This window comes from Burkholderia sp. WTPI3 (assembly GCF_021483755.1).
In the GTDB taxonomy this organism is placed as follows: domain Bacteria; phylum Pseudomonadota; class Gammaproteobacteria; order Burkholderiales; family Burkholderiaceae; genus Burkholderia.
In genome coordinates this window covers 1-25,228 of record NZ_JAGIXF010000008.1, presented here as the reverse complement: position 1 = coordinate 25,228, position 25,228 = coordinate 1, and the positions used below count along the sequence as shown (strand labels likewise).

The window sequence follows — 25,228 nt, the reverse complement described above, 5'->3', positions numbered from 1 at the left end:
TTTCATTCCTTTCGTAAGCTGATGATTTCCTGGCTTGAGAAACAACTGCCCGAGGGGTCGATGTGATTCAAGGCTCCTCCTTGGAACACGTCGAACAGTTATTCCTCCGGGTAGTGCCGATGGCAGATCTGTCAGATCGCCAAGGAAATGCGTTTGCCAAACGCCTTACGCGGATATATCCACGATCCAAAACCGTTCGCGACTTTGAACCGTATCGGGGATGGCGGACATTACTCCGGCGCATCCACGCTGGCCTGCTTCTGGTCGATGAGCCAATGATACTCGAGAGGGGGTAGAACAAGTCAAGCGCGAGGGAGCGGGAGCTCATCAGACGCAGAACAAGTTGTTTGCAACCGGTCGAAGAGCGTGCCATCTATCTCACGGGTAGCGCTCTTTCCAGTCCAGTCCTGCCAGCGCCGCACGATCACGTCGACGTACTTCGGATCGAGTTCGATCAATCGCGCGCGTCGTCCTGATTTTTCGCAGGCGATCAGCGTCGTACCCGAACCGCCGAATGGATCCAGCACGATGTCGCGCCTCTTGCTGCTGTTGCGCACCGCGCGTTCAACCAACTCGACCGGCTTCATCGTCGGATGCAGGTCGTTCTTCGCGGGCTTCCTGATCTGCCAGACATCGCCCTGATCACGTGCGCCGCACCAGAAGTGATCGGCACCTTCGCGCCAGCCGTAGAGAATCGGCTCGTACTGACGCTGGTAGTCGGCGCGGCCGAGCGTGAAGGTATTCTTGGCCCAGATGATGAACGTTGACCAGCGACCGCCTGCCGAGCGGAATGCCGACTGCAGCGTGTCCAGCTCGCTCGACGACATGGCAATGTAGATCGCGCCGTCCGTGACCGCGAGCAGATTGCGGCAGGCATCGGTCAGGAATGCCTCGAAGCCCTCGCCGAGATTGTCGTTCAGGATCGGGCGATTCTTACCACGTAGCTTCTCTTTCTCGCTGTTGGCGTAGTTGACGTTATACGGCGGATCGGTGAACACCATGCTGGTCCGTTCGTCGCCAAGCAGTGCACGGTAGGACTCCGGCTTCGTCGCGTCGCCGCACAGCAAGCGGTGCTCACCGAGCAGCCAGACGTCGCCTGCGCGCGACACCGGCGTTTCCTCAACCTCAGGCACTGAGTCATCGTCCGTATGCCCAGATCCAGTCGCCGACTCGCCCGCGATCAACGCGTCCCATTCGTCCGCAGTAAAACCCGTGATCGAGAGATCGACGCCGGCATCCTTCAATGCCGTCAGCTCGATACCCAACAGCTCATCGTCCCATGAGGCATTCTCGCCGATCTTGTTGTCAGCCAGAATCAGGGCGCGTCGCTGGATGTCGGTCAGATGCGCCATTGGCACCACCGGAACATCGACAATACCGAGCTTGCGTGCAGCAAGCAGACGACCATGACCGGCGATCACATTATTCTGGCCGTCGACCAGGATCGGCGTACCCCAGCCGAACTCACGGATGCTGGCTGCGATCTGCGCGACCTGAGCATCGGTATGCCGCTTCGCGTTGTTCGCATACGGAATCAGCGCATCGACCGGCCGCATCTCGACCCGGATGTCGGCAACCGGATCACGCATGGTTGGCTTCGAGAATCGTGACGCGCTCGGCCTCAACTTCCTCGAAGCTCAGGCCAGAGCCAGCCAACGTGACGGATGCGTCGGGATAGTGCTGTACGAAGCGGCGAATAGCGACATCGACATACTCCGGTGCAATCTCCACAGCCCTGCACTGACGGCCCGTGCGTTCGGCCGCGATGAGCGACGTGCCGGAACCGTTGAACGGCTCGAACACGATGTCACCCGCATCCGAGTACGTAAGCATGATGTGCTCGGGCAGCGCGACCGGGAACACGGCCGGATGATCAATGCCGTCGCCGATCGGCCCCTTGTGCCGCATGATGCGAATCACTGAATCAGGAATGCGCGTGTCCTGCGTGGGCTTGCCGGCATGCGACCAGCCACCGACCTCGCCGTCCTTCCTGCGCATCGCCGTCGACGAGCCATCTGCGCGCAGATGCGAATCCTGGCCAGCATGCGTGCATGGCACGATCTTGTTCGGACGACGTGCAGTGCGATTGAAGTGGAACACGAATTCGAAGCTCGGCGCGAGCCGGCCGTTCCAGTCGCCGGGCATTCCCGGTCCCTGATCCCAGACGTACCAAGCGAAGCGTCGCCAGCCACTGGCCTGCATCCATTGCAGCCAGCCGTCCCAGTACGGCACGACTTCGTTGTCGCGGTGAATGAGGCCTAGATTGACGAGCACCTGACCGTCGGCGGACGTCGGCAACGCAGCGAACACACCACGCATCAAGGCATCCCAGTTGTCTATCGCACCGGTATAGTCGCGCTGGTTACCGTAGGGCGGCGACGTAAAGGACAACGTGGCCTGCTTACCATCCATGACGCTGGCAACGACAGATGCATCCGTTGCATCGCCGCAGATCAGCCGATGACGACCGATGAGCCAGACGTCGCCCGCGCGAGTGATAGGTACTGCGGGCGGCACCGGCACATCGTCTGCCGGTTCCGCGTTCTGCGATCCAGCCGTGTCGTCCGCGTCGAGCATATCCTTGATCACTGCGTCATCGAAGCCGGTCAGTTCGAGATCAAAACCGGCTGCCTGCAGGTCGGCCAGTTCGAGCGACAGCAGTTCATCGTCCCAGCCAGCCCGCTCGGTCAGCCGGTTCTCGGCGAGGATGAAGGCGCGCTTCTGCGTATCCGACAGATGCGACAGTTCGATCACCGGCAGCTCCGCCATGCCAAGCTGGCGTGCTGCGAGGATGCGACCGTGTCCGGCAATCACGCCATGCTGACCATCGACCAGCACCGGATTGTTGAACCCAAACTCACGGATGCTCGCAGCAATCTGAGCCACCTGCTCCTCGCTGTGCGTGCGCGCATTGCGGGCATACGGGATCAGCGACTCGATCGGACGATAGTCGATGTGCAGATTCATGGGCAGAAAAAAGAAACCCGCCAGGCATGACACCGGGCGGGTTCAAGGGGACCAACGAGGAGACCGGCGCACCAAATCAGCGAACTGGACAGGCTACCCTGCTGTGCTCACACGACTGTCCAGAAGATAGCTGAAATCCTACGCGAAAACGCCCGAAGTGTTGCACGGCCTAAAATCGCACTACTCCCCGTATGACCGCGCAAGCCCGCTGGAACGAGCCAAAATACTTCAAATCACTATCACGTTCAGATCGCTGCATTGAGCTGGTCGGCAACCTGCTGCATGCAGCTACGCCAGCGCCGCCATGCCGTTGACCGACAGCAGCCAAAGCGCCGGCAAATGTCGGGCCACTCGTACTGCCTGGCGCGCATCCACACGAGGTGACGCTGCTCGATCTCGAGCCACTGCACCCACTTCATCGTCTCGAGCATGCGGTCAATCGCCAACGGCGAAGGTGGCAACGGACGATACTCTCGATCCTCGTTCGCAAGCATCTCCCACTCTCGCCGCACGAACGCCGGCCAGACACTGAAGTAGCCCTGCACACCGACACGAGGCAATCGCCGGCTCGTGTCAGCGGCTTCCGCAAACCGGGCTGCTACGGCATCGATGTCCCACTCAGCCATGACGACCTCCCGGAATACCGTAGAGCCGGTTGCCGATGCGACGCACGAACTCGCGCTCGACGAAATCCAGCCGCTCATCCTGTTCGGCGACAACGAGGATCCGCTGACGCTGCCAGCCGTCGCGTTTCACGGCATCGACATCCATCGTCAAGGGCTGGTGACGCGCGAGCGACGACGGGGAAGGTGGAATCGGAATCTTCATTCGATTGCCTCCTGCGTATCGATGGCCCAGTGCAGCAGTGCGAGTGCGTCGGCCTCGTTGTCATCAGTGACGGTTTGCCCGAGCGCGCACATCGCCGCAATTACCGCCTCTTTGCCCGCATTGCCCTTGCCGGTCGCGTGCTTCTTGATCGTGCCCACCGGCACACCCTGGTACGGGATACTGTGGTGCTCGCACCATGCCGAGAGAATGGCGAGGAATCCACCATACACATGTGCGGCGTCGACACCCGCGTGCCGACGGACTTCCTCGAAGTACACCGCGTGAATATCTCCGGCGCTGCCGTGCAGCTCTGAGAGCCAGCGACGAAAGCGCAGGAAACGCATGCCACCGCCTTCGAAACGCTGCGGCCGGAAGTGTTGCGCGCCGCTCGTGATGCCGCCATCACACCTGCGCAGCGCCCAGCCGGTGGTCGTGCCCAGATCGAGGGCGAGAATCGTCGTGATCATGATTGCAGTCGTTCCTGTTGGGGGGAACGGCGCAGCCGGCAGAGCAAAACGTAATACCTTTGTGTGCGCGCGCACGCGCACGCGTATAGGAGTTACGTTGTTATGCGCCGGCTGCGCCGTTCAGCATGCTCGAATGGCGACTCAGTTGTCGGTGTATGGGGTGTAAGCGGGCATATACGGGTGCTTGAGGCCGATGCTCCGAAAGCCGCGCAGGCCGGCGGTGTTTTTCCATTGCTCGCATCCACGCGTGATGAGCAAATCCGAAAACCGCCGTTGTGATCCAACAAACTCACCAGCGGATTCCGCCCATTGCTTCCAGTCGCCGAACAATTCGGCGGTCAGCGACTTCGCGTTGGCCTCACGCACACAGCGTTCGTCGAGCCAGCGGCCCAGTGCATCCTCGGCCTGGAAATACTCATCGGTCGCTTCCTTCACCAGTTGCGGCGGATCAAGCCGCCCCAGACGTTGCCAGTCGAGACACCCCTGAACAGCCCACGCCAGGATGCCGTCACGCTCAGCCAGAAGCTTCTGCTGGAGCAGCTTGTCGCGTCGCTCGGGAGGCACGGTGATCGTGAACGGGATCAGGTGCAGACGCCGCTTCATTGCTTCGTCGATGTTGCGGATCGCAGGCTTGTGGTTACCGGCGACGAACAGCTTGAACTGAGGGAGGAATTCGAAGAAGTCCTGCCGCATGAAGCGCGCGGAGATCTTGTCGCCCCCCGTGAGGTTCTTGAGCTTCGACTCGGCCCAGCGCCGCCCTTGTTCCGTTTCAATCGCCGACACAAAACGCGCGCCACGCAGGCTAGCCATATCGGTCGGGTGCCGGTCGTGGCGCGCCTCCATGAACGTGTCCATCGGCGCGTTGGTCGCATAGTCGCCAAGAATCGTTGCCAGCGTGTTGACGAACACCGATTTGCCGTTTGCGCCCGTGCCGTAGAGGAAGAACAGCGCGTGCTCCTGTGTCGAACCGGTGAGCGCGTAGCCCGCCGTCCGTTGCAGATAGGCCTGTAATTCGGTATCACCGCCCGAGATCTCGGTGAGAAACTGCCGCCAGATCGGACAATCGCCACCCGGGGTCGCCGTGGTGACCCGGGTCATCCGGTCGGTACGGTCGTGCGCACGTTGCCTGCCCGTCGTGAGATCGACCACGCCTCCTGGTGTGTTGAGCAGCCACGAGTCGGCGTCCCATTCGGCAGTTGTAGCTGCATGCCGGCGATCCGATCGGGCCAGCCGTTCGACACCCGCGACCGTGCCGGAGCCGGCGAGTCTCGCGGCAATCTTCGGGTTGTCGGCGCGCACGGCTGTGTGACGGCACACGCTACGGATCAGGTCGGTCGCGGCCAGCGTCTCTTCGGAGCGCCAGCGTTGGCCGTCCCACATCATCCAGCGCCCCCATGCGCACACGTAGCGCCAGTCGCGGTGATAGCGACGGGTGAAAGCCAGCGCCAAGGCGTCCTCCGTGCCCCACACGGATTCATCGCTGCCGACGGCGGACTCCTGCTCAGCGTCGATGGCATAGATCTGCGCACGCGGGGCGTGGGTGAGAAAAGCCGCAAGGTCGAAACCCTCAGACACGGCGTCTGCTGCATCCCATCCTTCTGATGCCTCCTCAGGCGGATACAGGATGTGGCAGGATTTCGCGCCCGCCGTGAGGATGGCCTGCGCTGCCTGCGTGGCGTATTCCCAGCCGGGTTTGTCCCGGTCGGGCCAGATGAGCACGGCCATGTCCGCGAGTGGAGACCAGTCGGTCTTCTCGACGGGCGCGTTCGCACCGTGCATTGCCGTGGTGGCAACAATGCCTGCATTGATCAGTGTCTGCGCGCATTTCTCGCCCTCGACCAAGACCACCTGGGAAGCGCCGACCATGCCCGGCTGGTTGTAGAGCGGGCGCGGATTGGGTGGAGACATCTTGCGACGCTTTGCATCCCAAGGCCGGAATTCCTTCTTCCGGCCTGGCGGGTCGTAGCGGTAGACGACGGCGATCAGCTGGCCACTGGCATCAAGGTAGTCCCACTTCGCCGTGGCCGGGCCAAGATCATCGACCGGCGCCTCCTTCTTCGTGCGCAGTCTGGACATGGGAACGCTTTGCCCGATTAGCTCTCGGGCCTGCTGCAGCACGCGCAGAAAATCCACCTGCGCATTGGCACCAAGCCACGCTGCGATCAGGTCGAAGATGTCGCCACCGTCGCTAGTTGCGCGATCGGTCCACAGGCCAGTTTTCTCGCCTTCGAGCACTACCTCGAGGCTGTCGCCCGGACTGCCCAGGACGTCGCCCACGAGGAACCGGCCCCGACGTCGCTTGCCCGCGGGAAACATGGTGGTCAGTACCGATTCGAGTCGAACCAGCAATGCTGCGTGGATCTCATCGCGCCCAATCTCAGGCAACGAAGCCGATGGCTGCGCTGTATCGTTAAAGTCCAGCATCGACGCCCTCCCCATGCGCTGTCTGATTGATGATGGCTTGCCGCGCTTCAGCCCAAGCGACCAGTTCATCGAGCTTGAAGCGCAAAAGCTTGCCGACGCGGTAATGTGGCAACTTCAGGCGTTCACGCTCACAGGCATGCGTGAGCCAGTACATCGGCAGATTCAGACTGACCGCGGCCTCGCGTGCCGAGATCAGACGCTCACCGAGCATGGCGGCAAGCGGAGTCGAGACGTGATGATTCATGGTTGCGTCCTCCAGCAGCGGTCCTGCCACGCGCACATCCGGCATTCGAAGTGAGTGGGGTCATTGAATCCGCGCGGCAGTCGCTCGCCGGCATCGCTCGCGCCGATCACTGTCACGGCACGGTCGGACATGCGCTGGGCGAGCACCGCATCGAACGGAACCAGCTCGATGTACAGATCCATCGTGTCGGCGTTGATCGCGGTGAACACGGCCGGATGCTCGTGCAGACCGAGATAGGCCTGATAGAGCGCGACCTGTGCGGCGTAGATCGGTTTGGCGACGGCGAGCCGGTGCTTGAGCAATTCACGCCACGACTTGCCGCCGAGGCACTTGTTTTCCCAGAGCGCCGGATAGCTGACGTCGTCAGGGCCACCGACGAGCACACCGTCGATGTGCCCCTGCAGCCGGCCGTCGAGTGCCGAGAAGCCGAATTGCTCGCCGTCGGCCTTGCGCGTGCGCAGATCGAATCCGGCATCACGCAGCCACGCGACCATGCAGTCCTCCATCACATGGCCACGCTCGAAGATGCGCAGCATGCGGCCCGGAACGCCGCGACCGTGATCGACGGCAGTGCGCTCGTACTCGTACTGCAATGCGCGCTCGCAGGCTGCGCCAAGACGCGATGCACCGAGATACGTTCGGATCCCCTGGCGCTTGCCCGCACGCTGCATGCCGGCATCGATCAGCGTCGTGATCCGTTCCGACAACGTGGACGACGAGTTGAAATCCATCATTGCACGCCCCCCCACGGCAGGTCGTCGGCCATGTCGGCAAACGGATCGAGTGGAGGCGTAGTACCACGCAAAGCTGGCTGGCGCGTCGCCTCGTGGTGCGAGACCATTTGTTCCGTCCAGCAGGTGACGATCGCGTCAATCACGCGCAGGGCTTCTTCCTCGGCGTAGGCACCGAGGGGTTTGTCGAAACCGATCTCGCCAGCGGCTTCGCCGAAGGCCTTGAGGCACCGCTTCATTACGGCGCGCTCGACTTCAGTCGGATCAATCATCGTGTTCTCCGCAAGGGTTGCGCCGCCGTCCAGGGCACGAAGCCTGGTGCCGTACAGCGCATGGAAGGCGTCCTGGCAGCGTCGCGAGCAGAACGCCCAGTCAATCGGGTAGCGCCGGGGATTGCCGATACCGTGACGGGTATCGGCATGCGTGAGTCCCCGGGCCTGACGGGTGCAGACCCAGCATTTCATTGGGGATCTCCGCGTCAGGCCCAGGCAGGTTTGCCCGCCGGTGTCGGTCGGGTCGTGGCCGGTGCGGGACGGAAAGCCGGCGCGGTTTGTACTGGAGCACCCGACTGCCCACCAGAGCCGGGAGGCTTCGAGACACCGCCCATGAACGCGGCGTAATCGGCGTGATCCGGTTCGACCGCCATGCGCACGACATTGCGGTCATCGCCGCGAGCATCCTTCTCGATGTCCACGCGCACGATGAACTCGACGCCATCAAGATCGGCGAAACTCTCGATACGGCGGGCAGCCGATGCCTGCGGACTGTTGTCCTGCGGGTGGACGTGCCGAGCGCTGTTGAGAATTGCGCGGATGAAGCTGCGCCCCATCTGCCCCCAGGTCGGCCCCTTGCGCGAGTGCAGACCGATGTTCGTCCACATCTTGCGTTTGGCATACGGGCCATCGGTCACGACAAACTCACAGGCCAGATAGACCGAGCCCGTCTCGAACGATTCGGTCGCGTAGCCGCCGGTCCAGCCCTGCTCGGGATCATCGTAGCCACCGGGTTTGATGGTCATGCGAACCGGCACCACCGTGCCCTTCGGGATCAGCTCAAAACCAGCGTGCTGGGCATCGGCATCGTTGAAGTCGTTCCATTGGGACATGATCAGTTCCTCGTCGTCGGGGATTGGGTCGCTGCGGCTGCGCATTTGCGGATCAGCGCGTGGAGATCGGGCGGCTCGAGCAGGTCGAGCTGACCAGAGCGATCCTTGGCCGGATAGCCGTAGGGGTTGAGCGTGTGGGTGACGAACGCACGGTACGCTGTGCCGTCGTCGGCCTTGATCTCGGCGAGCGTGACGACCTCGTCGACGATGCCGGGCAGCTCGGCGGCAGTCTTCGAGCCTTCGATCTGCGGGGTGAACACCTTGCGGTTGAAGTCGTCGACGCGCTCGTCGAGAATCGCGACGAACACGACGTTCTTGCCGCGCGCATGCTGCAGGTGGGTCAGTGCCGCGAGCATTTCGGTGCCGAGCAAGCCATAGGCACCACGCATGTCGGGCTTGCCCGTGCGATCGGACACGGACTGCGGCTGGGTTCTGGACCAGATCAGTGCCAGGCGCGCGAGCACCGTGATGCTGTCGACGAAGTACGTGTCGTAGCGCGTCAATTGCGCCGGATCGCCGAAGCGTTCGCATACGTGGCGAAAATGCGCGTCCGAGAACGGGACCTCCGGCGGCAGGGCCGGGTTGGGGCCAGCGAGGAACACGACGAGATCGCGGAATTCCGGCCAGGTAGCCGGGCGCATGCAGTCGCCCTGCCAGTCGCGTACTGCGAGGTCACCCGCCTCGAGATCGACGAACAGGGTGGTGGCCTCGGGCAGCGTCCGGAGCAGGCTGGTTTTGCCGATGCCGCTCTTGCCGAGTACGGCGATCTTGACGCCCTGGCGCTCGGCCAGCCGCTGGTCGGCGGTGATAATGGGCAGAGCCATTACGCGGCCTCCTTCAGCAGTTCAGCGACGGCCGGATTCCAGAGGATCTGGTAACCGGAGTGGCCGTTACGCGAATACGGCATGGCTTCGGCCCACGCTTCGCCGGCATTGGTCAACTCCCACTCGTCACGATCGTTGCGCATCTGCAGACCACGATGTGCGAGGCGCTGGTTGGCCGCCTTTGCCGAGATGCCGAGCAGTTGGCCGACCTGCGTGGCGTTGAGCGAGCAGATCGGGGCATCCGCTGCGGGCAATGCGCGACGGAGCGTTTCGACGGCGATACCGGTGTTCTCGTGGATACAGGTCAGCGTTGCAGCCATCGCAATGCCGGCCTTGACGCCAGGCAGCTTCGCTACGGCCTCGCCGATCAGCAGGATCGACGACACGCGGTCGTGGGTCGGTGCGGGCAGGCTGGCGACGGCGTTGTAGCTGCCGGTCTTGCGAATGGCGGGCAGTACTTCGCTCGTGACCCAGCGCTTGAAGCGCTTTGCCGCATCCTTAGTGCTACCGAGGATCAGTGCATACAGCCCCGATTCGTTGACGTGGTTCTGGCGCTGACGGCCGCCAGGCGTAAGGGTGTCCAGTTTCTGGACATCCTCGTCATCGACATGCGATTCGACGGCCTGGCGCGGATTGCCGAACTCGAGCACAGTGCACACGTCATTGGCGTTGAACCACGGCTGGCCAGCGTCATCGACATGGACGCGCACTGCGTGGGCTTCGAATTCGAACGGAAGGATATTCGTCATGGTCAGGCTCACATGTCGTCAAGAAGGGCCAGCCGGAAAGTCGGCTTACCGGGTTTGGTGGTACGCGCCGACGCAAACTGCTCGCGCAATGCCGGCGGCCAGTTTGAGAAGCGTGATTCGGGAATCGACAGCTCAACGTCGACGTAGTCCTCGGCTCGCTCACCGGCAGCCGTGATGCGTGCGGCTATCTTGGACAGGCCTTCCTGGTCCCAGGACACGCGGCGCGGCAGTTCGAACGTGATGCGCAGCGCGCCGTCGGACACGTGCGTGGTGCCGAAGTCGCGACCGGAGTCGCGCAGGGCTGCGCGAGCCTGCTCGCCGTAAGCGGCATCGAGCGCCGCCTCGAACTTCGCGCGGGCCGACTTCAGCCATTCGCTGGCTTCGGCGAGGTTGCGGTGAATCTCGGCTTTCTGGGCCGCAGGAAGCGCCGCGAGCTGGGCCACGGACATGGCCGCGAGGTCGGCGGGGAAGATCGTCATATCGGTCACGGCGATCTCCATTAGCGAACCACGCGCCCGGAGGTCGAGTCGTGCAGTGCGCCACGCTCGAACTCGAGGATCGCGTCGAGCGGATAGCTCACGCGCTTGGAGAGCTTCAGGTACTTCGGCCCACGCCCTTCGCTGCGCCAGCGTTGCAACGTCTTGGGGCTGATGCCCCATCGCTGCGCGAGCTCGTTTTCGCTGAGCACCCGGCGATCGCCGGGGGAAAAGATCGCCTCGTGGTGCGACCGGGTAACACCGTCTGTCATCGTCGTCATCAAAGTCTCCTGTGACGCTGTTGAGGAACAGGTGTCATTTCAGGATTTCGATGGCGAACCTTTAAGGGAGCCATTGGCGAACCACGCGGAAACTTCTGGTTCGCCAATCCACCAGATCAAAAAAAAGGCGAGCACTGCGCTCGCCGTCGGGAAAAATGGTGCTGGAAATTCAGACTGGACGTTCGGGGAATCCGAGCAGCCGGCGCTGCTCGGCCCAGTCTCGGGGTAGCAATGCTGCGCGGCCGCGCAGCGCGTGAAGATCCAGTTGGCGCGGTTGCCGTCCGTCGAAAATCGCCTCAATGATGTCGGGCGCAAGCAACGTCAGGCGCAGCACCTCGGCCACCCAGCCGGGCTCGAGCTTCAACGTCCGCGCCAGCTCCGTGGCCGTCGCATAATGGCCCTGCTCGATCTGCCGCTGCCAGTAGAAAGCCTTGCCGAGCATGCGAATCATCGGCAGGTCGATTCCGCCGCCCGTTGTCGCGGAGTGCTCGCCCGGTGGCGGGATCAGCAGCTTGCGGTTGTGCCGTCGTTTCACGGACAGCGCTACGGTCGTGACGCGCTGCGTGCCGTCGTAATAGCTGCGAGAACCGCCGGCCACCTCGACGCGGATCGTGCGCGGATCCGGCGGCAGACACTTCGCGCCCGTGGTGTCGCGCTTCATTGCGCCACCTCCATCGCGTCCGGGCGAGATTCCTCGACGAGCGGGTGCGCGCTGATGTCCTGACCGAGGCCGAGCCAGCCATCCTCACGCCAGTGGATGTCGAGTCCCTGCGCATGCAGCTGGACTCGTTCGATCAGGAGTCGCGCGACCCGCTGCTGCTCCGCCGAAAACAGCTGCTCCCACACCGCGCCGATGCGCTGCATGACTACGACCACCTGTGGTTCATCGAGCCCCGCGCCGGCGGGATGCCGTTGGCATGACCGCCATGCGCCGATCAGCACCTCGGGCGCGCTCAAGGCCGCATGAATCTGGACCAGCACGGCCTGCTCGATCTCGGCTGCGGGCAGATGGCCCGTGCCGGGGATCTCCGGAGCGAGCGTCGCGCCGGCATGTCGGCGCTTATGCAGGTAGGGCACGTAGTACCGGTAGATCCGGCCGCTTTTCTTGCGCACGAACGTGTGTAGCATGCGCTGGCCATCCGGTGCAAAGAGCAGCCCGGCGAGCAGTGCCGAGTGCTTTGTGCGCCGCTCGCGTGGGCCCTGCTGGCGTCGTTCAATGAATGCGTGCGCAGCGTTCCACAGTTCCTGCGGCACTATGGGCTCATGCTGCCCGGCGAAATACTGGCCCTTGTGGTGGATCTCGCCGAGATACACGCGGCTGCGCAGTACATGGAAAATGAACTGCTGGTCGATCGGACGACCAGTACGGTGACGCCCGTCTTGTGTGACCCATGCCTTGGTGGTGCGACCCTCGATAACGAACTCGCGCACGAGACGCGCCGCCGATCCGTGTTCGCCATACCGCCGGAAGATATCCCGCACGAGCATGGCCTCCGGCTCATTGACGACCAGTCGCCGATCGACGACGTCGTAGCCGAGCGGCGGCATGCCACCCATCCACATGCCACGCGCCTTGCTCGCGGCAAACTTGTCGCGGATGCGCTCTCCCGTCACCTCGCGCTCGAACTGCGCGAACGACAGCAGAATGTTCAGCGTCAGTCGCCCCATCGAGGTCGTCGTGTTGAACTGCTGCGTGACGGCGACGAAAGAGACGCCGCACCGGTCGAACACGTCGACGAGTCGAGCAAAATCCGGGAGACTGCGCGTGAGCCGGTCGATCTTGTAGACCACCACGATGTCGATCGTGCCAGCCTCGATATCGGCAAGCAGTCGCTGCAATGATGGCCGATCGAGATTGCCGCCGGAATATCCGCCGTCGTCGTACCCGTCATTCACCGCGATCCAGCCCTCGTGACGCTGGCTTGCGATGTAGGCGAGACCCGCATCGCGCTGTGCTTCGAGGCTGTTGTATTCTTGATCGAGGCCTTCGTCGCTGGACTTCCGCGTGTACACGGCACAGCGTTTTTTCGGCGTGACCGTAGCAGGCATGGGCGCGATGTTGCGTGTCCCCTTCATACGACCTCCGCTTTCCGGCGACCGGATTTCAGGCCAAAGAAAGCAGGTCCCGACCAGTTACTGCCGGTGATCTCGCGCGCGATCGCTGTGAGGCTACGGAAGCGGATGCCCTGGTACTCGAAGTCGTTGATGCCGCGCACGAGCACGCGATGATCGATGTCGTTGTAGGTGCGGGTGATGACCGTGCCGGGAAGTAGGCGTTCGCCGGCGCGATGCACCTGTCGCGGCATGATGCCAGTTTCGCCTATCTCTTCGAGCTTGCGGCGAAGCGATGTACGCAGTCCGCCGAACGCTCGTTCCTGCATCCGGTAGGCAAGCCGGGTTTCAATCCAGATGCGATTGTGATGGTTCGGGCGCTCGTCGAAATACTCGTCCCACAGTGCCCACAGGCGGTCGATCGGCAGATGGGGAAGCTGGGCAATGCGTGCCGCGATGGTCGCGGCGCAAGGCTGACCTGCGTGTGTCGTCATGAACGAACTCCAGTCGGTTGATAGGGGTTCGTATTGACGCGCTCGTGACCGCAGAAGCCAAGGCTAACGGTTTCGCTGAGAACCTCCGCTGAACCGGACGGACAGGCGCGAAGGCGCAGCAATGCGACAGCCAGCAGGTCTACGATTTCCTGCTGCGGGTGCCGGGGCTTGTCGGCACACACCGGAACGGAGATAGGTTGGATATTGGACATGGTAAGCGTTTCGGTGGAAAACGCTGTCCATGCTATGAGCCGATGACACTTCGCGTAACGTGATTTAGCGGGAGTGCGCGTGAGTTGGCGAACGCCAGCGTGGGATGGCGACCACTGTGTTGACCGCCATCCGATCCGGCGCCGTTAATTGCTTCCGTGCGTTGGCTGAACCGTCGGCGTCTTTCAGACGTCGATGGGCGATGTCTTCCAAACGCCCTGCACCAAGGTTATCAGCAGCGCGTGACGGGCTTCGATGGCCTTTGCATCCCAAACAGGAAATGCCTTCAGCTTTTCGTTGACTCGGGAAATGGAGGTGTTCTGACCGACGTTGGTCAGCTCAACCAAGCTGCGCGTAAGATAGTTTCCGCTCTTGCGGTACTCGGCCTGTTTCTTCGCGTAAAAATCATTGCCGGCGACAATATTGATTGGCTTCTCTAACAAAGTCAGATTACCGAGTCGGTTCTTATAGCCGTCGTAATCCGCACCGGGATTCTCCTCAGCCCACATGGCACGCAGTTCGGGCGTTGGCGTATTGGGCAGAATATGCTCGATCTCCAGACTGGTAAACGGCCCCAAGCTACCGGGCGTTTTCAGCCCGCTAAAAGCCATATCGACATACTGCGTCAGGCGTGCCAGCAAATAGCGCGTGCGGTATTGCTGCATCGAATACAGGGTGAAGCGTCGCAACGCATCGACCAGTTCCTGAGATTTTCCGGCCATGCTCGTATCGAAGCGTTCAGCAATAAATGCGTTGAGCTGCGCCTTCTGCTTCATTGGATCTGTGACAGCCGCAATGGCGCGAATTTCATCGGCCCATTGAGAGAAGCTGCGCTCCAGATCCTTGGTCGGTGTCTTCGTGAAAATGTAGTAGAAGAGGAAACTCTCCAACTGCGCCACGAAGTGCTCAAACAGCGGCTTGGGGAAATTGGAGGCCGCCAGCAGCAAAACGTAATGCAAGCTGAACGCGCCACCGGCCAAACGCTTGAGACTATCCATCGCCAGACTGGGTTTGCCGTCATTACCCAACCCGTTGGCAAAGGCCAGGTAGTGCTCGACGTTACGGATCACCTTGCGAACGAATTCGAAGGGCTTGTTCGCGTAATCGCACATGGCCGCGTTGTCCTTGGCCACGAACCAGTCGTAGATTTCGTCCTCGCGCACCACCGAGTCACCACGCTCGTTCTTGATGACGTAATTGGCCATCAGGAAATAGCGCAGGAAGCGCAGCGGCTTTTCCTTTTCTTTCTCCAGCGGCTTGGTGATTTTCTTCCACTCGTCCTTAAGCTGGGTGAACTGCGCTTGATCGACCTGCGTGAACAATAGGTTCTTCAGCAGATCCATCGGGTTCAGGCCTACGCCGCGCTCGTTGATGGTCTCGAAGATCTTCAGCGCACTACTCACGTCGGTGGATATCTGGATGAACACCACGTTGTTGGCCAGATAGCCCCAATACTTCTTCAGCTTGGCGACGTCGTCGTAGTTATCTTTCAAATAGTGGTACAGCGTGCTGTAGGCATTGACCAGATTTTCCAGGGAGCCGAAGCTGGCGATCCCTGAAGCCTGAATGCCCGTGCGCACGGCCTGTGGATCAGCATCCAACTCCACCAGCTTGGTCATTACTTCGGCCGCATTCTCGTAACGAGGCTCCAGCTTCAGATTCGTGCGGACCTCGCCGTCGCTGTCCACATAGCTGGTCGAAATCAGTCCGGAAATCATTTGCCGTTGTGGCTCACCCTGGAACAGATGCTTCAGCGCGCACAACAGCAGGAAGAATGTGGTCAGGCGCTGCTGACCATCGATGACCTCGTAGTGATTCTTCTGATGGGTCGGCGACACCAGTACGGTGCCAATGAAGTATTCCCGCGTCGTGCCCCCATCGATCTGCTCCCCGATATCCTCCAGTAGCTGATGCACTTCCTTGTCCGTCCAGACGTACTCGCGTTGGTAGTCCGGAACGATGTAGAAGCATTCCCTGAAGGCCTCCTCGATGCTGTATTTATGGTTTTCGATACGAGCCACTTTTTTTCCCCGATCAGTTATTCAATATCATCGCTAACGCAATGAAAGTTGCTGCCTTCATGTGTCAGCTTGTGCCTGCTGCATTCCAACGACGCGGCTCCGCATCCTCCAGCAGCAGCAACGTGAGCACGCGATCACGCGCGGCATACGTGTGCTTGAATTCACGGAGCCTCATATACGACGCTTCATCCGTGCACCACAGCGATGCTGGCAAATCGACGCCGTCACGCTCCTGCTGGACACTGGTGTCTGCCGCAACGGTGCCCGACAAAGGTTCGGCGGGGTTGGACAGTCGCTGGATTCGCGCCCGGCTAAGGACAGCCGATCGGCTCCGCCATTCGTATTTTAAGAATCCGTTGTCCCAGTGCAGCAGAATGGCTCGAAGGTCGGTGTATTTTATGAAACGAATGCACAGTGCCTCAAAAGACACCTGAAAGCGTGACGCGAGCTGACTCAGCAGATGCAGATTGATGGTCTGCCCGGCCATTGCGTCTCGCAGCACGTCACCCGGCAACAGCAGATTGCTTGCAAAATCATCCGCCTCGCGCTCAATCACTGCCAGAGTGTCCTGTCCCGAGTACACGCTTGCCTTATCGCACTGGAAAGACATCTGGCGGTCCCGGTGCAGAATAAAATGCCCGAGCTCGTGTGCAATCGTGAATCTCTTGCGCTCCGGACTGGCGTTACCGTTATAGAAAATTCCCCACTCGGCAGCATCGTCTGGATTACGCACCAGCATACCTTCACAGCTGGCGATTGGCGAAGGCATCGGAGGCTTGATCTCGCGAACACCTTTTCCATAAGGTGTACCAGGCAATCCTTGGCGAACCAAGTCAAGGTCAATCACATTGGGTAGCCCTGAAGGAAATGCTGTGCGCAACAGCCGCAGGATCGCTGTCGCCGCCGTGAATCCGTTAAGCGCCACCGCACTCATTGCGCGTTCCCGCCATCCTTACGGGAACCGAACATCAAATTGAGTGCATCCCGATAGCGCTGTTTGTCGCCGTCAGTCATGCCCGCGTACTCCCGAAAAAACGCGACATCTTCCGGGGTTGCCTGCGGAACGTCCTTGGGCGCTTCACCCATCAAATCCTCGACCGTGACGCCCAGCAGCTTGGAAAGGGCATAGACGCGCTCTGCCGTCGGTCGTTGCCCCTCCCTCATTTCCAGCTCCCAGACATAAGCCTTGGTACAGCCGATCTCGTCGGCGACCTGCTGGAGAGTCAATTTTTTTGCCTCCCGCAAACGGCGCAACCGTATGCCGAACGCCGAAGCCATGGCGCACTCCTGTTTTGATGGGTCAAGTTCGCTAAACCCGAGAGTATAGCAACGAGATACATCGATGCAACGGATGTTTCAAATTGATTGACAAGAGGAAAAGAGAGGGACAGAATCCCTCGCAGTATCTCAAAACTTTACTTATTTGAGATTCTGTTTGGCGAACCCAGTCGCCGGCTAGCGACCAGAATATCGGTCCCCAGCCTCCGACATCTCCAGGAAGAACCGAAGCAATGAAAAAGACGCACGTCGATATTTTGCTCGAACTGCCGGTGGATGGAGCGCTGCGCGGTTTTCTGACGTCCCACGGGCTGCCCCTACCGGCTGGCTTTGACTGGAACCAAGCGGATGCCACGTCCAACGCGCTGGTAGATGCCGTTCACGAGTGGTCCGATGCCGCCGCCCGCGACCAGATGATCGGCAACCTCATGGCGAGCGTCCGGCTCGGCGACGCAACGGGCAGGCAGGCGCTGTTCGAGGCGGCGATGTGGGACAGCGCGGCACTCACGGGCCTGACGCTGTGCGGCAGCGACCTGCACCGGTCGTTCTGGCTGTATGTGTATCACCCCGACATCTTCGAACGTGCACTCGACTTCAACTTCTGGGAGCACCATGGGCCACAAACGCAGCAATACGATCTCGGCATCACCAGTGAGCCGGATTCGTCCGCGGTCGCAATGGACGCCTTGCGTGGCGCCATCTCCGATTTCTACTGGCGGGAGCTTCAGTGCGGTGATGGCAGCGTGGCTCACCTCGTGCAGCGCAGTCCCGGCGTCTTCCTCCTGACCGTCCACGTCAAGGATCTGGCCACGCTGCGGCTGGAGTTTGAGGGCTCGAATCTGAAGCGCCGCGTCGGCAATCCAAATATCCAGATGGCACTGGAATACTCTCGTGCCACGGGCGTGGTCCGCACACTCGTGCGCGGCGGGGCGAAATACCAGCAGATGCTGGTCGACGCGTTCGCCGAGCATGTACTGGGCGTCAAAGTGAACGCACAACGGATTAAATCGCCGACACTCGACCTGTCGTCGCTGCGTACCGGTTTCGATGTGCCGGAGGTATTCGAGGATGGTTTCGCTGTCGTGCAGCTCAAGGCTCTCACACTGATCAGTCCGGACAGTCAGCTCAAGGTCGAGTGCGTCGCAATGGCCTCCAAGGAGCAGCGGTCAGTACATGAGCTGCTGCAGGAGAAGCTGCCGACCCCACTTGCAGACCGCTGGACCGTGGCGGCAGCGCAGATCAATCTCTACTATCCGCCCGCGCCGGGCAGGCGTGCCAAGGTAGTTTCCGTGGAAGTGACCAGCAAGGGGCGCCTGAATCTGCATCAGTTCGATGCCCGGTTGCAAGCCCAGCTAGAGAGCTATCTGGTCAAGGTCGGCATCCTTCAAAAAGGGCAGATGCTCAACGCTCAGGAAACGCCACCCGGAGCCGATGCGGTCAGTTCGTCACCAGAATCGGTGAAGTAACCGATGTCTTCGCACGATGCCTGGTCGCTGATCTGTCGGCTGTTTTCAGGCGGGACACCCATATTGCGCGCAGCGCTGTCTCTGCGCGAGATCAATGTCCTGCCTGTCGTCGGCCATGCAGTCAAGCAGGCGATGCTGGACCGGGATTTCGTGCTTTGTCCGCACTGCCAGCAGCATAGGGTGCAGGTCTGGGGTGACGGGCACGGCGGTCGGATGTGCCGCTGCCCGGACTGTGGGCCGGTCGCAATCGATCGGGACGACGGTACCTCGCTGGCACTGGATGAGGATTGGCTACGCCGGAAACTGCGCACCGCCTTGGAGATCAGCAGCCGTGACGGCATCGACGATCTGGGCGGCAGCATATGGCGCCTCGGCAATGCGCGCAGCATGCCAGTACTGCTTGCCCGCGACCCGATCCGTGTCTGGCGCGAGCCTGCTGTGCTCGATCGAGTACGCGTTAGCGGGCAAGGAATCCGGCTCATCGCGCCCCGCTCACAGCTGGTCGTGCCGCCCGGCACAGGGGTGGAATGGCTGGCGCTCGAGGATCGTTTCGGGCTCTATGGCGACGCGATTTCGTTCATCGGCCCGAGCTCAGCGACCACGACGACGGTCACGACCGATCCGGCCGTGCCCGTGAACGGGCCATTCTCGGCCGACTTCCGATGGGTCACGCTGCCGGATGGCGACGGCTTGCCGATCCAATGCACCGAGGCTCAAGCCAAAGTGTTCGAAGCATTGTGGTCGTTCAAGGGCGAACAGGTCACCGCAGAACGAATCATGCAGCGGGCAGGCCTTGCCAGCGACAAGCCGATCGACGTGTTCAAGGTGAAAGCCCGAGACAAGGGCAAGCCGGAATACGTACGACGGCTCGCAGCCTATCACGCACTCGTGATCACACAACAGCGGCAGGGGTTGTACTCGATGCCGTGTGCAGCGGGTTCGCCTGACGGTATCGGTCGTGCAGGCGTTGGACACAACCTTGATGCCCCGACACACGCATAAGCCATTGTCAGAAAAGGGAATGTTCGTGTGCCACGGCAAGAATGTTGCCGCAAATTTTGAGAGAACAGGGGGCGAAATATAGGCAAACCAGACCGAGACTGGCCTGATCCCGGATTTTGCGTGGCACACGCAGAATCGCCGGGAAACCCGCATGGCGTGGGGAACGCCGCAAATGAAAACGCCCAACCGAGAGAGGTTGGGCGTCTAATTCTGGTGGCCTGGGACGGAATCGAACCATCGACACGCGGATTTTCAATCCGCTGCTCTACCAACTGAGCTACCGGGCCAACGAAGAAGAGAAAGTATATCCAGCCTGACTCACTCGCGCAAGTGCTTTCGCAAAATATTTTTATACGGCGCCTTCCGACGGCTTCTTGCCGAGCTCGACGCCGAGCTGCTTGAGCTTGCGATACAGGTGCGTGCGCTCGAGGCCGGTCTTCTCCGCGACGCGCGTCATGCTGCCGTTCTCACGCGCGAGGTGATACTCGAAGTACGCGCGCTCGAACGCGTCGCGCGCTTCGCGCAACGGGATGTCGAACGGGATCGCGGCCGTCTGGCCCGCAACGCCGAGTGCCGCGGCCATGTCGTCGCCGAGCGTCGGCAACGCAGCCGCGGACGCCACGGCTGCCGGGCCCGCGGACTGGCCGCCGCCGGCCTTCAGCGCCGCGTTGGCGGACACGGGTGCCGCGCCGCGCGCGAGACCGTGCTCGACGGACTTCAGCAGCTTCTGCAGCGCGATCGGCTTCTCGAGGAAATCGAGTGCGCCGATCTTCGTCGCTTCGACGGCGGTGTCGATCGTCGCGTGCCCGGACATCATGATCACGGGCATCGTCAACAGGCCCTGTGCCGCCCACTCCTTGAGCAGCGTGACGCCGTCGGTATCGGGCATCCAGATATCGAGCAGCACGAGATCGGGCGCCTGATTCAGACGGTACTCCCGCGCGGCCTGCGCGTTCTCCGCCGCCTCGACGACATGTCCTTCATCGCTGAGGATCTCCGAGAGCAATTCCCGGATGCCCATTTCATCATCTACCACCAGGATGGTTGCCATTTACGCTGCCTTTGTCTGCACACTTGCTTTTGTCTTGGCCGGGGCCGCCCCGCCCTGCACGCCAGAGTCGGCGCCTGGCGTATCGCTCGCCATCTGCAGGAACAGAATCGACACCTGCGCACCCTCGACGGTCTCGCCGTGCATGCGATTGCGCAGATCGATACGCGCGCCGTGCTCGTCGACGATTTTCTTGACCGTGGCCAACCCGAGCCCCGTGCCCTTCGCCTTCGTCGTGACGTAAGGCTCGAACGCGCGCGTCAGGATGCGTGCCGGAAAACCGGGCCCGTTGTCGGACACGGTAAGACGTACCGCGACGCGCGTTTTGCCCTCGGCGTCGGGATCGCCATATTCTACTGTCTTGGTTTCGATCAACACACGCGGATGCGCGACTTCCGCGACCGAATCCTGCGCGTTCTGCAGCAGGTTGTGAATCACCTGGCGCAGTTGCGTCGCGTCGCCGCGTATCACCGGCAGCGACGGTGCGAGCTCGGCGACGATCGCGCTCTTGCCTTCGCCGACGCCGTACAGCCCGAGCACCTCGCTCGCCAGTTCGTTCAACTGCAGGTTCGACAGCACCGCCGGCGGCGTGCGCGCGTACTCGCGGAAATCGTCGACCATCCGCTTCATCGCGGCCACCTGGTTGACGATCATCGTCGCGCCGCGCTTGAGCACGTCCGCGTCGTGCGGCGCGAGCTTGTCGGACAGCTTCATCTGCAGCCGCTCGGCCGACAGCTGGATCGGCGTCAGCGGGTTCTTGATCTCGTGCGCGAGCCGGCGTGCGACTTCACCCCATGCGACCGAGCGCTGCGCGGAAATCACGTCGGAGATGTCGTCGAACACGACGACGTAGCCGGACGTCTGCGGATCGTCCGCCTCGCCCTCGACCGTCGATACGAGCCGCGTGCCGCGCACGAGCAGCGTCAGCGGATCGGCTTCGCCGGGCACCTCGACCGCGAACTGCTGCTGCCAGTGGCCGCGATCGCCGCTGCCGCCGTCGGATGCCGCCTCGCGATCGGCAAACGCCTTGCGCACCATCGCGCCGAATTCCGCGACGACGCCGATCCGGTCGAGCGCCGTGCCGATCATCGAGTTGAACGGCTGCCGGAAGATGCGCTCGGCGCCGCGGTTGGCCGTCGTCAGCCGGAACTGGCGATCGAGCACGAACACGCCGGCCGTCAGGTTCGCGAGAATGCTCTCGAGATACGTCTTCGAATGCTCGAGCGCGACCCGGTTCTTCTCGACCGCGAGCCGCGCCTCGGACAACTGGCGTGTCATCGCGTTGAACGACTGCGTGAGGAAGCCGAGCTCGTCGCGCGTCTTGATTTCGCGCTTCGGTGTGTAGTCGCCTTCCGTGATCTCCTTGGTGCCCTGCGCGAGCAGGAACAGCGGCCGCGCGAGCTGCTGGCCGAGCGCGAGCGCGAGCATCATCGCGATGAAGGTCGCGAGGAACAGCGCGAGCGTCAGCGTGCCGATGTACATCTTGCGCAGGCCGGTGCGGCCGAGCGATTTCTCCTGATACTCGCGATACGCGCGCTGCACCGCGTCCGCGTTGTGCGCGAGCGTCGGCGGCACCGGTTGCGTGAGCTGCAGGAACCGCTCGGCCGGCTGCAGCAGCGACGTCGTCGCGTCAGGAATCGGCCTCACGACGCGCAGCCGCAACGCGCCCTTCGCGCCATGCGCCTGCGGGTCGCCGTCGACTTCGCCCTCGATCGCCGCGTACACGCCGTGTTCGCGCGCCTGGCTCAGCATCAGCGAGGTCGGCAGGTCGTCCGGAATCAGCGCGGCGAAATTGCCCGACGCCTGCGCGACGATGTGCAGGTCGGGCGCGGCGCCCGAGCCGCCGCGGCTCGGTTCGACGATGGTCGCGTCCTGCACGCCGAACTGGTCGCGCAAGCGCAGCAGCGTGAGCGTCGTGCCGTTCGTGTTCGCATCGACGCTCGCGAGCTGGTCGGTCATCAGCCGCGCCTTCGTCTGCAGATCGGACAGCGACGCGTCGAGCATCCCGCGGCCGAGGTTCAGGCCCGCCGTCAGTGCGGTCTCGACGTTCACGTCGAACCACGACTCGATACTGCGCGACACGAACTGGTACGACACGATGTAGATGATCCCGCCCGGCACCACGCCGACGAGCGCGAAGAACACCGCGAGCTTCGCGAGCAGTCGCGTGCCGAACTTGCCCTTCCTCAGGCGCACGACGATCATCCCAATCAGCCCGAGCACCACGAGCAGGAACACGAGCGCGACGACGATGTTCATCGCGTACAGCCACGAGTAGTAGCGGTCGAAGAATTCGGTGTTCGCGCTCGCGGCCGCGAGCAGCACGAGCAGCAGCAGTGCGGTGATCGCGACGGTCGATACGATCACGCGAACGAGGAGGCTCTTCCCGCTGGCCGCGCGGCGCACTTTATTTAGCACGTTCGGTCACCGTGAAGTTGAAGCGCTTCCAGTCCGACCCGAGCGTCCAGTCGCGGTTGTTCACCGCATCGACCTGGAACGGCTTCGGCATCAGCGCGGTATCGAGCTGCATCCGCACCGATGCCGTGTAGGTTTCACCGCCGCGCACCTGGTTGCGGTCGATCACGTGCCACGACGTGATGTGCCTGACGACCGCGAGCGCGTCTTTCAGCGACGGGAAGCCGAGCTGCAAGCCGCCCGTCGACACGCGATATTCGCGCGTGAGCGGCTGGAACGACAGGCGGATCGTCTGCGACACCGACACCGGCTGCTCGTCGAACCAGTACCAGCGCGCGCGGCTCAGTTCGAAGTCGGTCGTGAAGTACAGCGGGATGCCCTTGTTGACGGCATCCTCGAGGTTCGGATTCAGCTCGAAATCGAAGCGGGCATCGAGGCTCCAGCCGCTTCCGTCGGCCTGCAGCGACGCGCGCTGCACGGCGATCGATTCGGCATGCGCCGGCCGAGCGACAGTCAGGCACAGCGCCAGCACGGCCATCAGGACGGCAGCGAGCCGAAGTGGAAAAAGGTGTTTGATCGTCACCGTTTCTGAAACCGCGCGTAGAAAAATCCGTCGTGATCGGTGTTCTGGTCGAGTGCGCCGGCCGCCCCGCCGCGCACGCCGCCCGGCAGCAGTTGGCCGGGCGCGTCCAATCGTACCGCATCTTCACAGGCCGCTTCAAACCAGCGCGCCTGCAATTCGCCTTCTTCGGGAAAGATCGAACAGGTCACGTAGAGCAGTTCGCCGCCCGGCTTCACGAGCGGCCACAGCGCCGACAGGATGCGGCGCTGTTCCACGACGAGCGCCGCGATGTCGGCTTCGCGGCGCAGCCAGCGGATATCGGGATGGCGACGCACGATGCCGGACGCCGAGCACGGCACGTCGGCGAGGATGCGATCGAACGGACGGCCGTCGTACCACGCTTGCGGTGCGCCCGCATCGCCGACGCGCACGTCCGCCGTGAGCGACAGGCGCGCGAGGTTCTCGCCGATGCGCGCCGCGCGCGTCGCATCGCTTTCCAGCGCGACGACGTCCGCGTCAGCCAGTTCGAGGATATGACCGGTCTTGCCGCCCGGTGCCGCGCACGCGTCGAGCACGCGCATGCCGTCGCGCGCACCGAGCCATTCGGCCGCGAGCTGCGCGCCGGCATCCTGCACCGACACGACGCCGTCGGCAAAACCCGGAATGCGGTCGACCGGCAGCGCCGACGCGAGCCGCACCGCATGGCGGCCGATCGCGGTCGCTTCGATCCCGCCGGCGCGCAGGGTATCGAGATACGCGTCGACGCTCGAGCGGCGAGCGTTCACACGCAGCGTCAGCGGCCCCTGGCGCTCGCCGGCCTCGAGGATCGCCTGCCACGTGTCGGGCCATGCACGCTTCACCGCGTCGACCCACCACGTGCGGTAATTCCAGCGCGCAACCGGATCGCCCTGCAGCGCCGCAACGAGCGCGCCTCGCTCGCGCAGGAATCGACGCAGCACCGCGTTGACCATCCCCTTCGCGAATACGTATTCGCGTCGCCCGCCGATCACCGTCACGGCCTGGTCGACGATCGTGAACGCCGGATACGCCGCCGCGTCCTCCGGATCGAGCAACAACGCGAGCGCGCCGGCAAGCACCGCGTGCACATGCGCGGGCGGCGCCTTGCTGACGAGCTTGCCGATCAGCCAGTCCGCGCTGCCCAGACGACGCATCGTTCGATACGCGACGTCCTGCGTCGCGCCGCGCGCCAGCGCCTGCGCGCCGGCCGGCATCTGCGCGAACACCGCGGCGAGTGCCTCCGGCAGCGCGGTGCCGCGCCGCACCGCGTCGACGGCCTGCGCGGCCGCGTCGAGCGCGAAGCCCAGCGAATCGGGCGCGAGGTGCAGCGCGGACAGACGCGCAGGGCGGCCGGCGGTAGACGGAGCGGAAGAACGGGTTCGTGTCATCGGAGCAAAATCGGCAAACGGGGCGCGGCAGGCGGCGAGGCCACTACGGCCGCGTGGCCGCGCGATCCCAAACCGCGCATTGTATCGTGCGGTCCATGCGGCCCCTTTACGGGACGCGTAAATGAAACGCCCCGCAGCGCGGGGCGTGCGGGGCGATGCGTGAAGTACGACGAGGCTT

The 25,228-nt window shown here is 62.6% G+C and carries 27 protein-coding genes and 1 tRNA gene; 2 read left to right on the top strand and 26 right to left on the bottom strand.

All coding sequences use genetic code 11. The features are described from left to right. Positions 1–302: 302 nt before the first annotated feature. The 21 genes from J7024_RS06610 to J7024_RS06510 form a co-directional block, all read right to left on the bottom strand. Positions 303–1,589 (bottom strand): site-specific DNA-methyltransferase, encoded by a 1,287-nt coding sequence (locus J7024_RS06610; RefSeq protein ID WP_234744883.1) that lies wholly within the window; start codon positions 1,587–1,589, stop codon positions 303–305. Beyond that, a complete protein-coding gene (locus tag J7024_RS06605) occupies positions 1,582–2,967 on the bottom strand; it encodes a site-specific DNA-methyltransferase (RefSeq protein ID WP_234744882.1) in 1,386 nt (461 codons plus the stop codon). Before J7024_RS06605 ends, J7024_RS06610 begins: the two co-directional genes overlap by 8 nt. A 245-nt stretch (positions 2,968–3,212) precedes the next feature. Further along, entirely contained in the window at positions 3,213–3,593 is a 381-nt protein-coding gene (locus J7024_RS06600) for a DUF6362 family protein (RefSeq protein ID WP_234744881.1), read from the bottom strand. Continuing rightward, positions 3,586–3,795, bottom strand: a complete 210-nt coding sequence (locus J7024_RS06595; RefSeq protein WP_059844575.1) for a hypothetical protein — start codon at positions 3,793–3,795, stop codon at positions 3,586–3,588. The genes J7024_RS06600 and J7024_RS06595 overlap by 8 nt, the downstream gene beginning before the upstream one ends. After that, positions 3,792–4,262 (bottom strand): crossover junction endodeoxyribonuclease RuvC, encoded by a 471-nt coding sequence (locus tag J7024_RS06590; RefSeq protein WP_234744880.1) that lies wholly within the window; start codon positions 4,260–4,262, stop codon positions 3,792–3,794. The genes J7024_RS06595 and J7024_RS06590 overlap by 4 nt, the downstream gene beginning before the upstream one ends. Positions 4,263–4,403: 141 nt before the next feature. Then, positions 4,404–6,686 (bottom strand): phage/plasmid primase, P4 family, encoded by a 2,283-nt coding sequence (locus J7024_RS06585; protein ID WP_234744879.1) that lies wholly within the window; start codon positions 6,684–6,686, stop codon positions 4,404–4,406. After that, on the bottom strand, positions 6,673–6,930 hold the full coding sequence (locus J7024_RS06580; RefSeq protein WP_234744878.1) for a helix-turn-helix domain-containing protein: 258 nt from the start codon (positions 6,928–6,930) through the stop codon (positions 6,673–6,675). Before J7024_RS06580 ends, J7024_RS06585 begins: the two co-directional genes overlap by 14 nt. Continuing rightward, positions 6,927–7,664 (bottom strand): hypothetical protein, encoded by a 738-nt coding sequence (locus J7024_RS06575; protein WP_234744877.1) that lies wholly within the window; start codon positions 7,662–7,664, stop codon positions 6,927–6,929. Before J7024_RS06575 ends, J7024_RS06580 begins: the two co-directional genes overlap by 4 nt. Next, entirely contained in the window at positions 7,661–8,125 is a 465-nt protein-coding gene (locus J7024_RS06570; protein ID WP_234744876.1) for a DUF6511 domain-containing protein, read from the bottom strand. Before J7024_RS06570 ends, J7024_RS06575 begins: the two co-directional genes overlap by 4 nt. A 14-nt stretch (positions 8,126–8,139) precedes the next feature. Continuing rightward, complete coding sequence (locus J7024_RS06565) at positions 8,140–8,766, bottom strand: hypothetical protein (RefSeq protein ID WP_234744875.1); 627 nt, start codon at positions 8,764–8,766, stop codon at positions 8,140–8,142. 2 nt (positions 8,767–8,768) lie between these two features. Then, positions 8,769–9,590: an ATP-binding protein gene (locus tag J7024_RS06560; RefSeq protein WP_234744874.1), complete on the bottom strand. Its 822-nt coding sequence runs from the start codon at positions 9,588–9,590 to the stop codon at positions 8,769–8,771. Further along, a complete protein-coding gene (locus J7024_RS06555; protein WP_234744873.1) occupies positions 9,590–10,351 on the bottom strand; it encodes a BRO-N domain-containing protein in 762 nt (253 codons plus the stop codon). Before J7024_RS06555 ends, J7024_RS06560 begins: the two co-directional genes overlap by 1 nt. Continuing rightward, positions 10,348–10,827, bottom strand: coding sequence for a hypothetical protein (locus J7024_RS06550; RefSeq protein ID WP_234744872.1), 480 nt, complete (start codon positions 10,825–10,827; stop codon positions 10,348–10,350). The genes J7024_RS06555 and J7024_RS06550 overlap by 4 nt, the downstream gene beginning before the upstream one ends. 11 nt (positions 10,828–10,838) lie before the next feature. Continuing rightward, positions 10,839–11,096: a helix-turn-helix transcriptional regulator gene (locus J7024_RS06545; protein ID WP_069241881.1), complete on the bottom strand. Its 258-nt coding sequence runs from the start codon at positions 11,094–11,096 to the stop codon at positions 10,839–10,841. 169 nt (positions 11,097–11,265) lie between these two features. Then, a complete protein-coding gene (locus J7024_RS06540) occupies positions 11,266–11,757 on the bottom strand; it encodes a hypothetical protein (RefSeq protein ID WP_234744871.1) in 492 nt (163 codons plus the stop codon). Next, positions 11,754–13,172, bottom strand: a complete 1,419-nt coding sequence (locus J7024_RS06535) for a recombinase family protein (protein WP_234744870.1) — start codon at positions 13,170–13,172, stop codon at positions 11,754–11,756. The genes J7024_RS06540 and J7024_RS06535 overlap by 4 nt, the downstream gene beginning before the upstream one ends. Further along, positions 13,169–13,642, bottom strand: coding sequence for a DUF2924 domain-containing protein (locus J7024_RS06530; RefSeq protein ID WP_234744869.1), 474 nt, complete (start codon positions 13,640–13,642; stop codon positions 13,169–13,171). The genes J7024_RS06535 and J7024_RS06530 overlap by 4 nt, the downstream gene beginning before the upstream one ends. Continuing rightward, complete coding sequence (locus J7024_RS06525) at positions 13,639–13,854, bottom strand: hypothetical protein (RefSeq protein WP_234744868.1); 216 nt, start codon at positions 13,852–13,854, stop codon at positions 13,639–13,641. The genes J7024_RS06530 and J7024_RS06525 overlap by 4 nt, the downstream gene beginning before the upstream one ends. Before the next feature lie 183 nt (positions 13,855–14,037). Then, positions 14,038–15,873, bottom strand: coding sequence for a DUF262 domain-containing protein (locus J7024_RS37260; protein ID WP_234744867.1), 1,836 nt, complete (start codon positions 15,871–15,873; stop codon positions 14,038–14,040). 64 nt (positions 15,874–15,937) lie between these two features. Further along, positions 15,938–16,807, bottom strand: a complete 870-nt coding sequence (locus J7024_RS06515; protein ID WP_234744866.1) for an ImmA/IrrE family metallo-endopeptidase — start codon at positions 16,805–16,807, stop codon at positions 15,938–15,940. Then, positions 16,804–17,151 (bottom strand): helix-turn-helix domain-containing protein, encoded by a 348-nt coding sequence (locus J7024_RS06510; protein ID WP_069241885.1) that lies wholly within the window; start codon positions 17,149–17,151, stop codon positions 16,804–16,806. The genes J7024_RS06515 and J7024_RS06510 overlap by 4 nt, the downstream gene beginning before the upstream one ends. A 233-nt stretch (positions 17,152–17,384) precedes the next feature. Between J7024_RS06510 and J7024_RS06505 the strand changes: the two genes are divergently transcribed. Beyond that, positions 17,385–18,617 (top strand): hypothetical protein, encoded by a 1,233-nt coding sequence (locus J7024_RS06505; RefSeq protein ID WP_234744865.1) that lies wholly within the window; start codon positions 17,385–17,387, stop codon positions 18,615–18,617. A 3-nt stretch (positions 18,618–18,620) separates the two neighbouring features. Beyond that, positions 18,621–19,619, top strand: coding sequence for a hypothetical protein (locus J7024_RS06500; protein ID WP_234744864.1), 999 nt, complete (start codon positions 18,621–18,623; stop codon positions 19,617–19,619). Between the two features lie 211 nt (positions 19,620–19,830). On the opposite strand, the gene J7024_RS06495 is transcribed toward J7024_RS06500, so the two are convergent. The 5 genes from J7024_RS06495 to rsmB all read right to left on the bottom strand — a co-directional run bounded on the left by J7024_RS06495 (position 19,831) and on the right by rsmB (position 25,050). Beyond that, a tRNA-Phe gene (locus tag J7024_RS06495) sits at positions 19,831–19,906 on the bottom strand. Positions 19,907–19,968: 62 nt separating this feature from the next. Beyond that, on the bottom strand, positions 19,969–20,670 hold the full coding sequence (esaR, locus tag J7024_RS06490) for a response regulator transcription factor EsaR (protein ID WP_124828201.1): 702 nt from the start codon (positions 20,668–20,670) through the stop codon (positions 19,969–19,971). Further along, positions 20,671–23,085, bottom strand: a complete 2,415-nt coding sequence (gene esaS / locus J7024_RS06485; protein WP_124828202.1) for a sensor histidine kinase EsaS — start codon at positions 23,083–23,085, stop codon at positions 20,671–20,673. It lies immediately after the preceding gene. Further along, entirely contained in the window at positions 23,075–23,665 is a 591-nt protein-coding gene (locus J7024_RS06480; RefSeq protein ID WP_124828203.1) for a DUF4390 domain-containing protein, read from the bottom strand. Before J7024_RS06480 ends, esaS begins: the two co-directional genes overlap by 11 nt. Beyond that, positions 23,662–25,050, bottom strand: a complete 1,389-nt coding sequence (gene rsmB / locus J7024_RS06475; protein WP_124828204.1) for a 16S rRNA (cytosine(967)-C(5))-methyltransferase RsmB — start codon at positions 25,048–25,050, stop codon at positions 23,662–23,664. Before rsmB ends, J7024_RS06480 begins: the two co-directional genes overlap by 4 nt. Positions 25,051–25,228: the final 178 nt, after the last annotated feature.

Bases quoted from the DNA above. Each gene is read 5' to 3' on its own strand.
- J7024_RS06610 (WP_234744883.1), bottom strand. From the start codon at position 1,589: ATGCGTGATCCGGTTGCCGACATCCGGGTCGAGATGCGGCCGGTCGAT.
- J7024_RS06525 (WP_234744868.1), bottom strand. From the start codon at position 13,854: ATGTCCAATATCCAACCTATCTCCGTTCCGGTGTGTGCCGACAAGCCC.
- J7024_RS06535 (WP_234744870.1), bottom strand. From the start codon at position 13,172: ATGAAGGGGACACGCAACATCGCGCCCATGCCTGCTACGGTCACGCCG.
- J7024_RS06565 (WP_234744875.1), bottom strand. From the start codon at position 8,766: ATGTCCCAATGGAACGACTTCAACGATGCCGATGCCCAGCACGCTGGT.
- esaR (WP_124828201.1), bottom strand. From the start codon at position 20,670: ATGGCAACCATCCTGGTGGTAGATGATGAAATGGGCATCCGGGAATTG.
- J7024_RS06580 (WP_234744878.1), bottom strand. From the start codon at position 6,930: ATGAATCATCACGTCTCGACTCCGCTTGCCGCCATGCTCGGTGAGCGT.
- J7024_RS06605 (WP_234744882.1), bottom strand. From the start codon at position 2,967: ATGAATCTGCACATCGACTATCGTCCGATCGAGTCGCTGATCCCGTAT.
- J7024_RS06505 (WP_234744865.1), top strand. From the start codon at position 17,385: ATGAAAAAGACGCACGTCGATATTTTGCTCGAACTGCCGGTGGATGGA.
- J7024_RS06530 (WP_234744869.1), bottom strand. From the start codon at position 13,642: ATGACGACACACGCAGGTCAGCCTTGCGCCGCGACCATCGCGGCACGC.
- J7024_RS06545 (WP_069241881.1), bottom strand. From the start codon at position 11,096: ATGACGACGATGACAGACGGTGTTACCCGGTCGCACCACGAGGCGATC.
- J7024_RS06540 (WP_234744871.1), bottom strand. From the start codon at position 11,757: ATGAAGCGCGACACCACGGGCGCGAAGTGTCTGCCGCCGGATCCGCGC.
- J7024_RS06595 (WP_059844575.1), bottom strand. From the start codon at position 3,795: ATGAAGATTCCGATTCCACCTTCCCCGTCGTCGCTCGCGCGTCACCAG.
- J7024_RS06560 (WP_234744874.1), bottom strand. From the start codon at position 9,590: ATGGCTCTGCCCATTATCACCGCCGACCAGCGGCTGGCCGAGCGCCAG.
- J7024_RS06585 (WP_234744879.1), bottom strand. From the start codon at position 6,686: ATGCTGGACTTTAACGATACAGCGCAGCCATCGGCTTCGTTGCCTGAG.
- J7024_RS06510 (WP_069241885.1), bottom strand. From the start codon at position 17,151: ATGGCTTCGGCGTTCGGCATACGGTTGCGCCGTTTGCGGGAGGCAAAA.
- J7024_RS06500 (WP_234744864.1), top strand. From the start codon at position 18,621: ATGTCTTCGCACGATGCCTGGTCGCTGATCTGTCGGCTGTTTTCAGGC.
- J7024_RS06575 (WP_234744877.1), bottom strand. From the start codon at position 7,664: ATGATGGATTTCAACTCGTCGTCCACGTTGTCGGAACGGATCACGACG.
- J7024_RS06515 (WP_234744866.1), bottom strand. From the start codon at position 16,807: ATGAGTGCGGTGGCGCTTAACGGATTCACGGCGGCGACAGCGATCCTG.
- J7024_RS06570 (WP_234744876.1), bottom strand. From the start codon at position 8,125: ATGAAATGCTGGGTCTGCACCCGTCAGGCCCGGGGACTCACGCATGCC.
- J7024_RS06590 (WP_234744880.1), bottom strand. From the start codon at position 4,262: ATGATCACGACGATTCTCGCCCTCGATCTGGGCACGACCACCGGCTGG.
- rsmB (WP_124828204.1), bottom strand. From the start codon at position 25,050: ATGACACGAACCCGTTCTTCCGCTCCGTCTACCGCCGGCCGCCCTGCG.
- J7024_RS06600 (WP_234744881.1), bottom strand. From the start codon at position 3,593: ATGGCTGAGTGGGACATCGATGCCGTAGCAGCCCGGTTTGCGGAAGCC.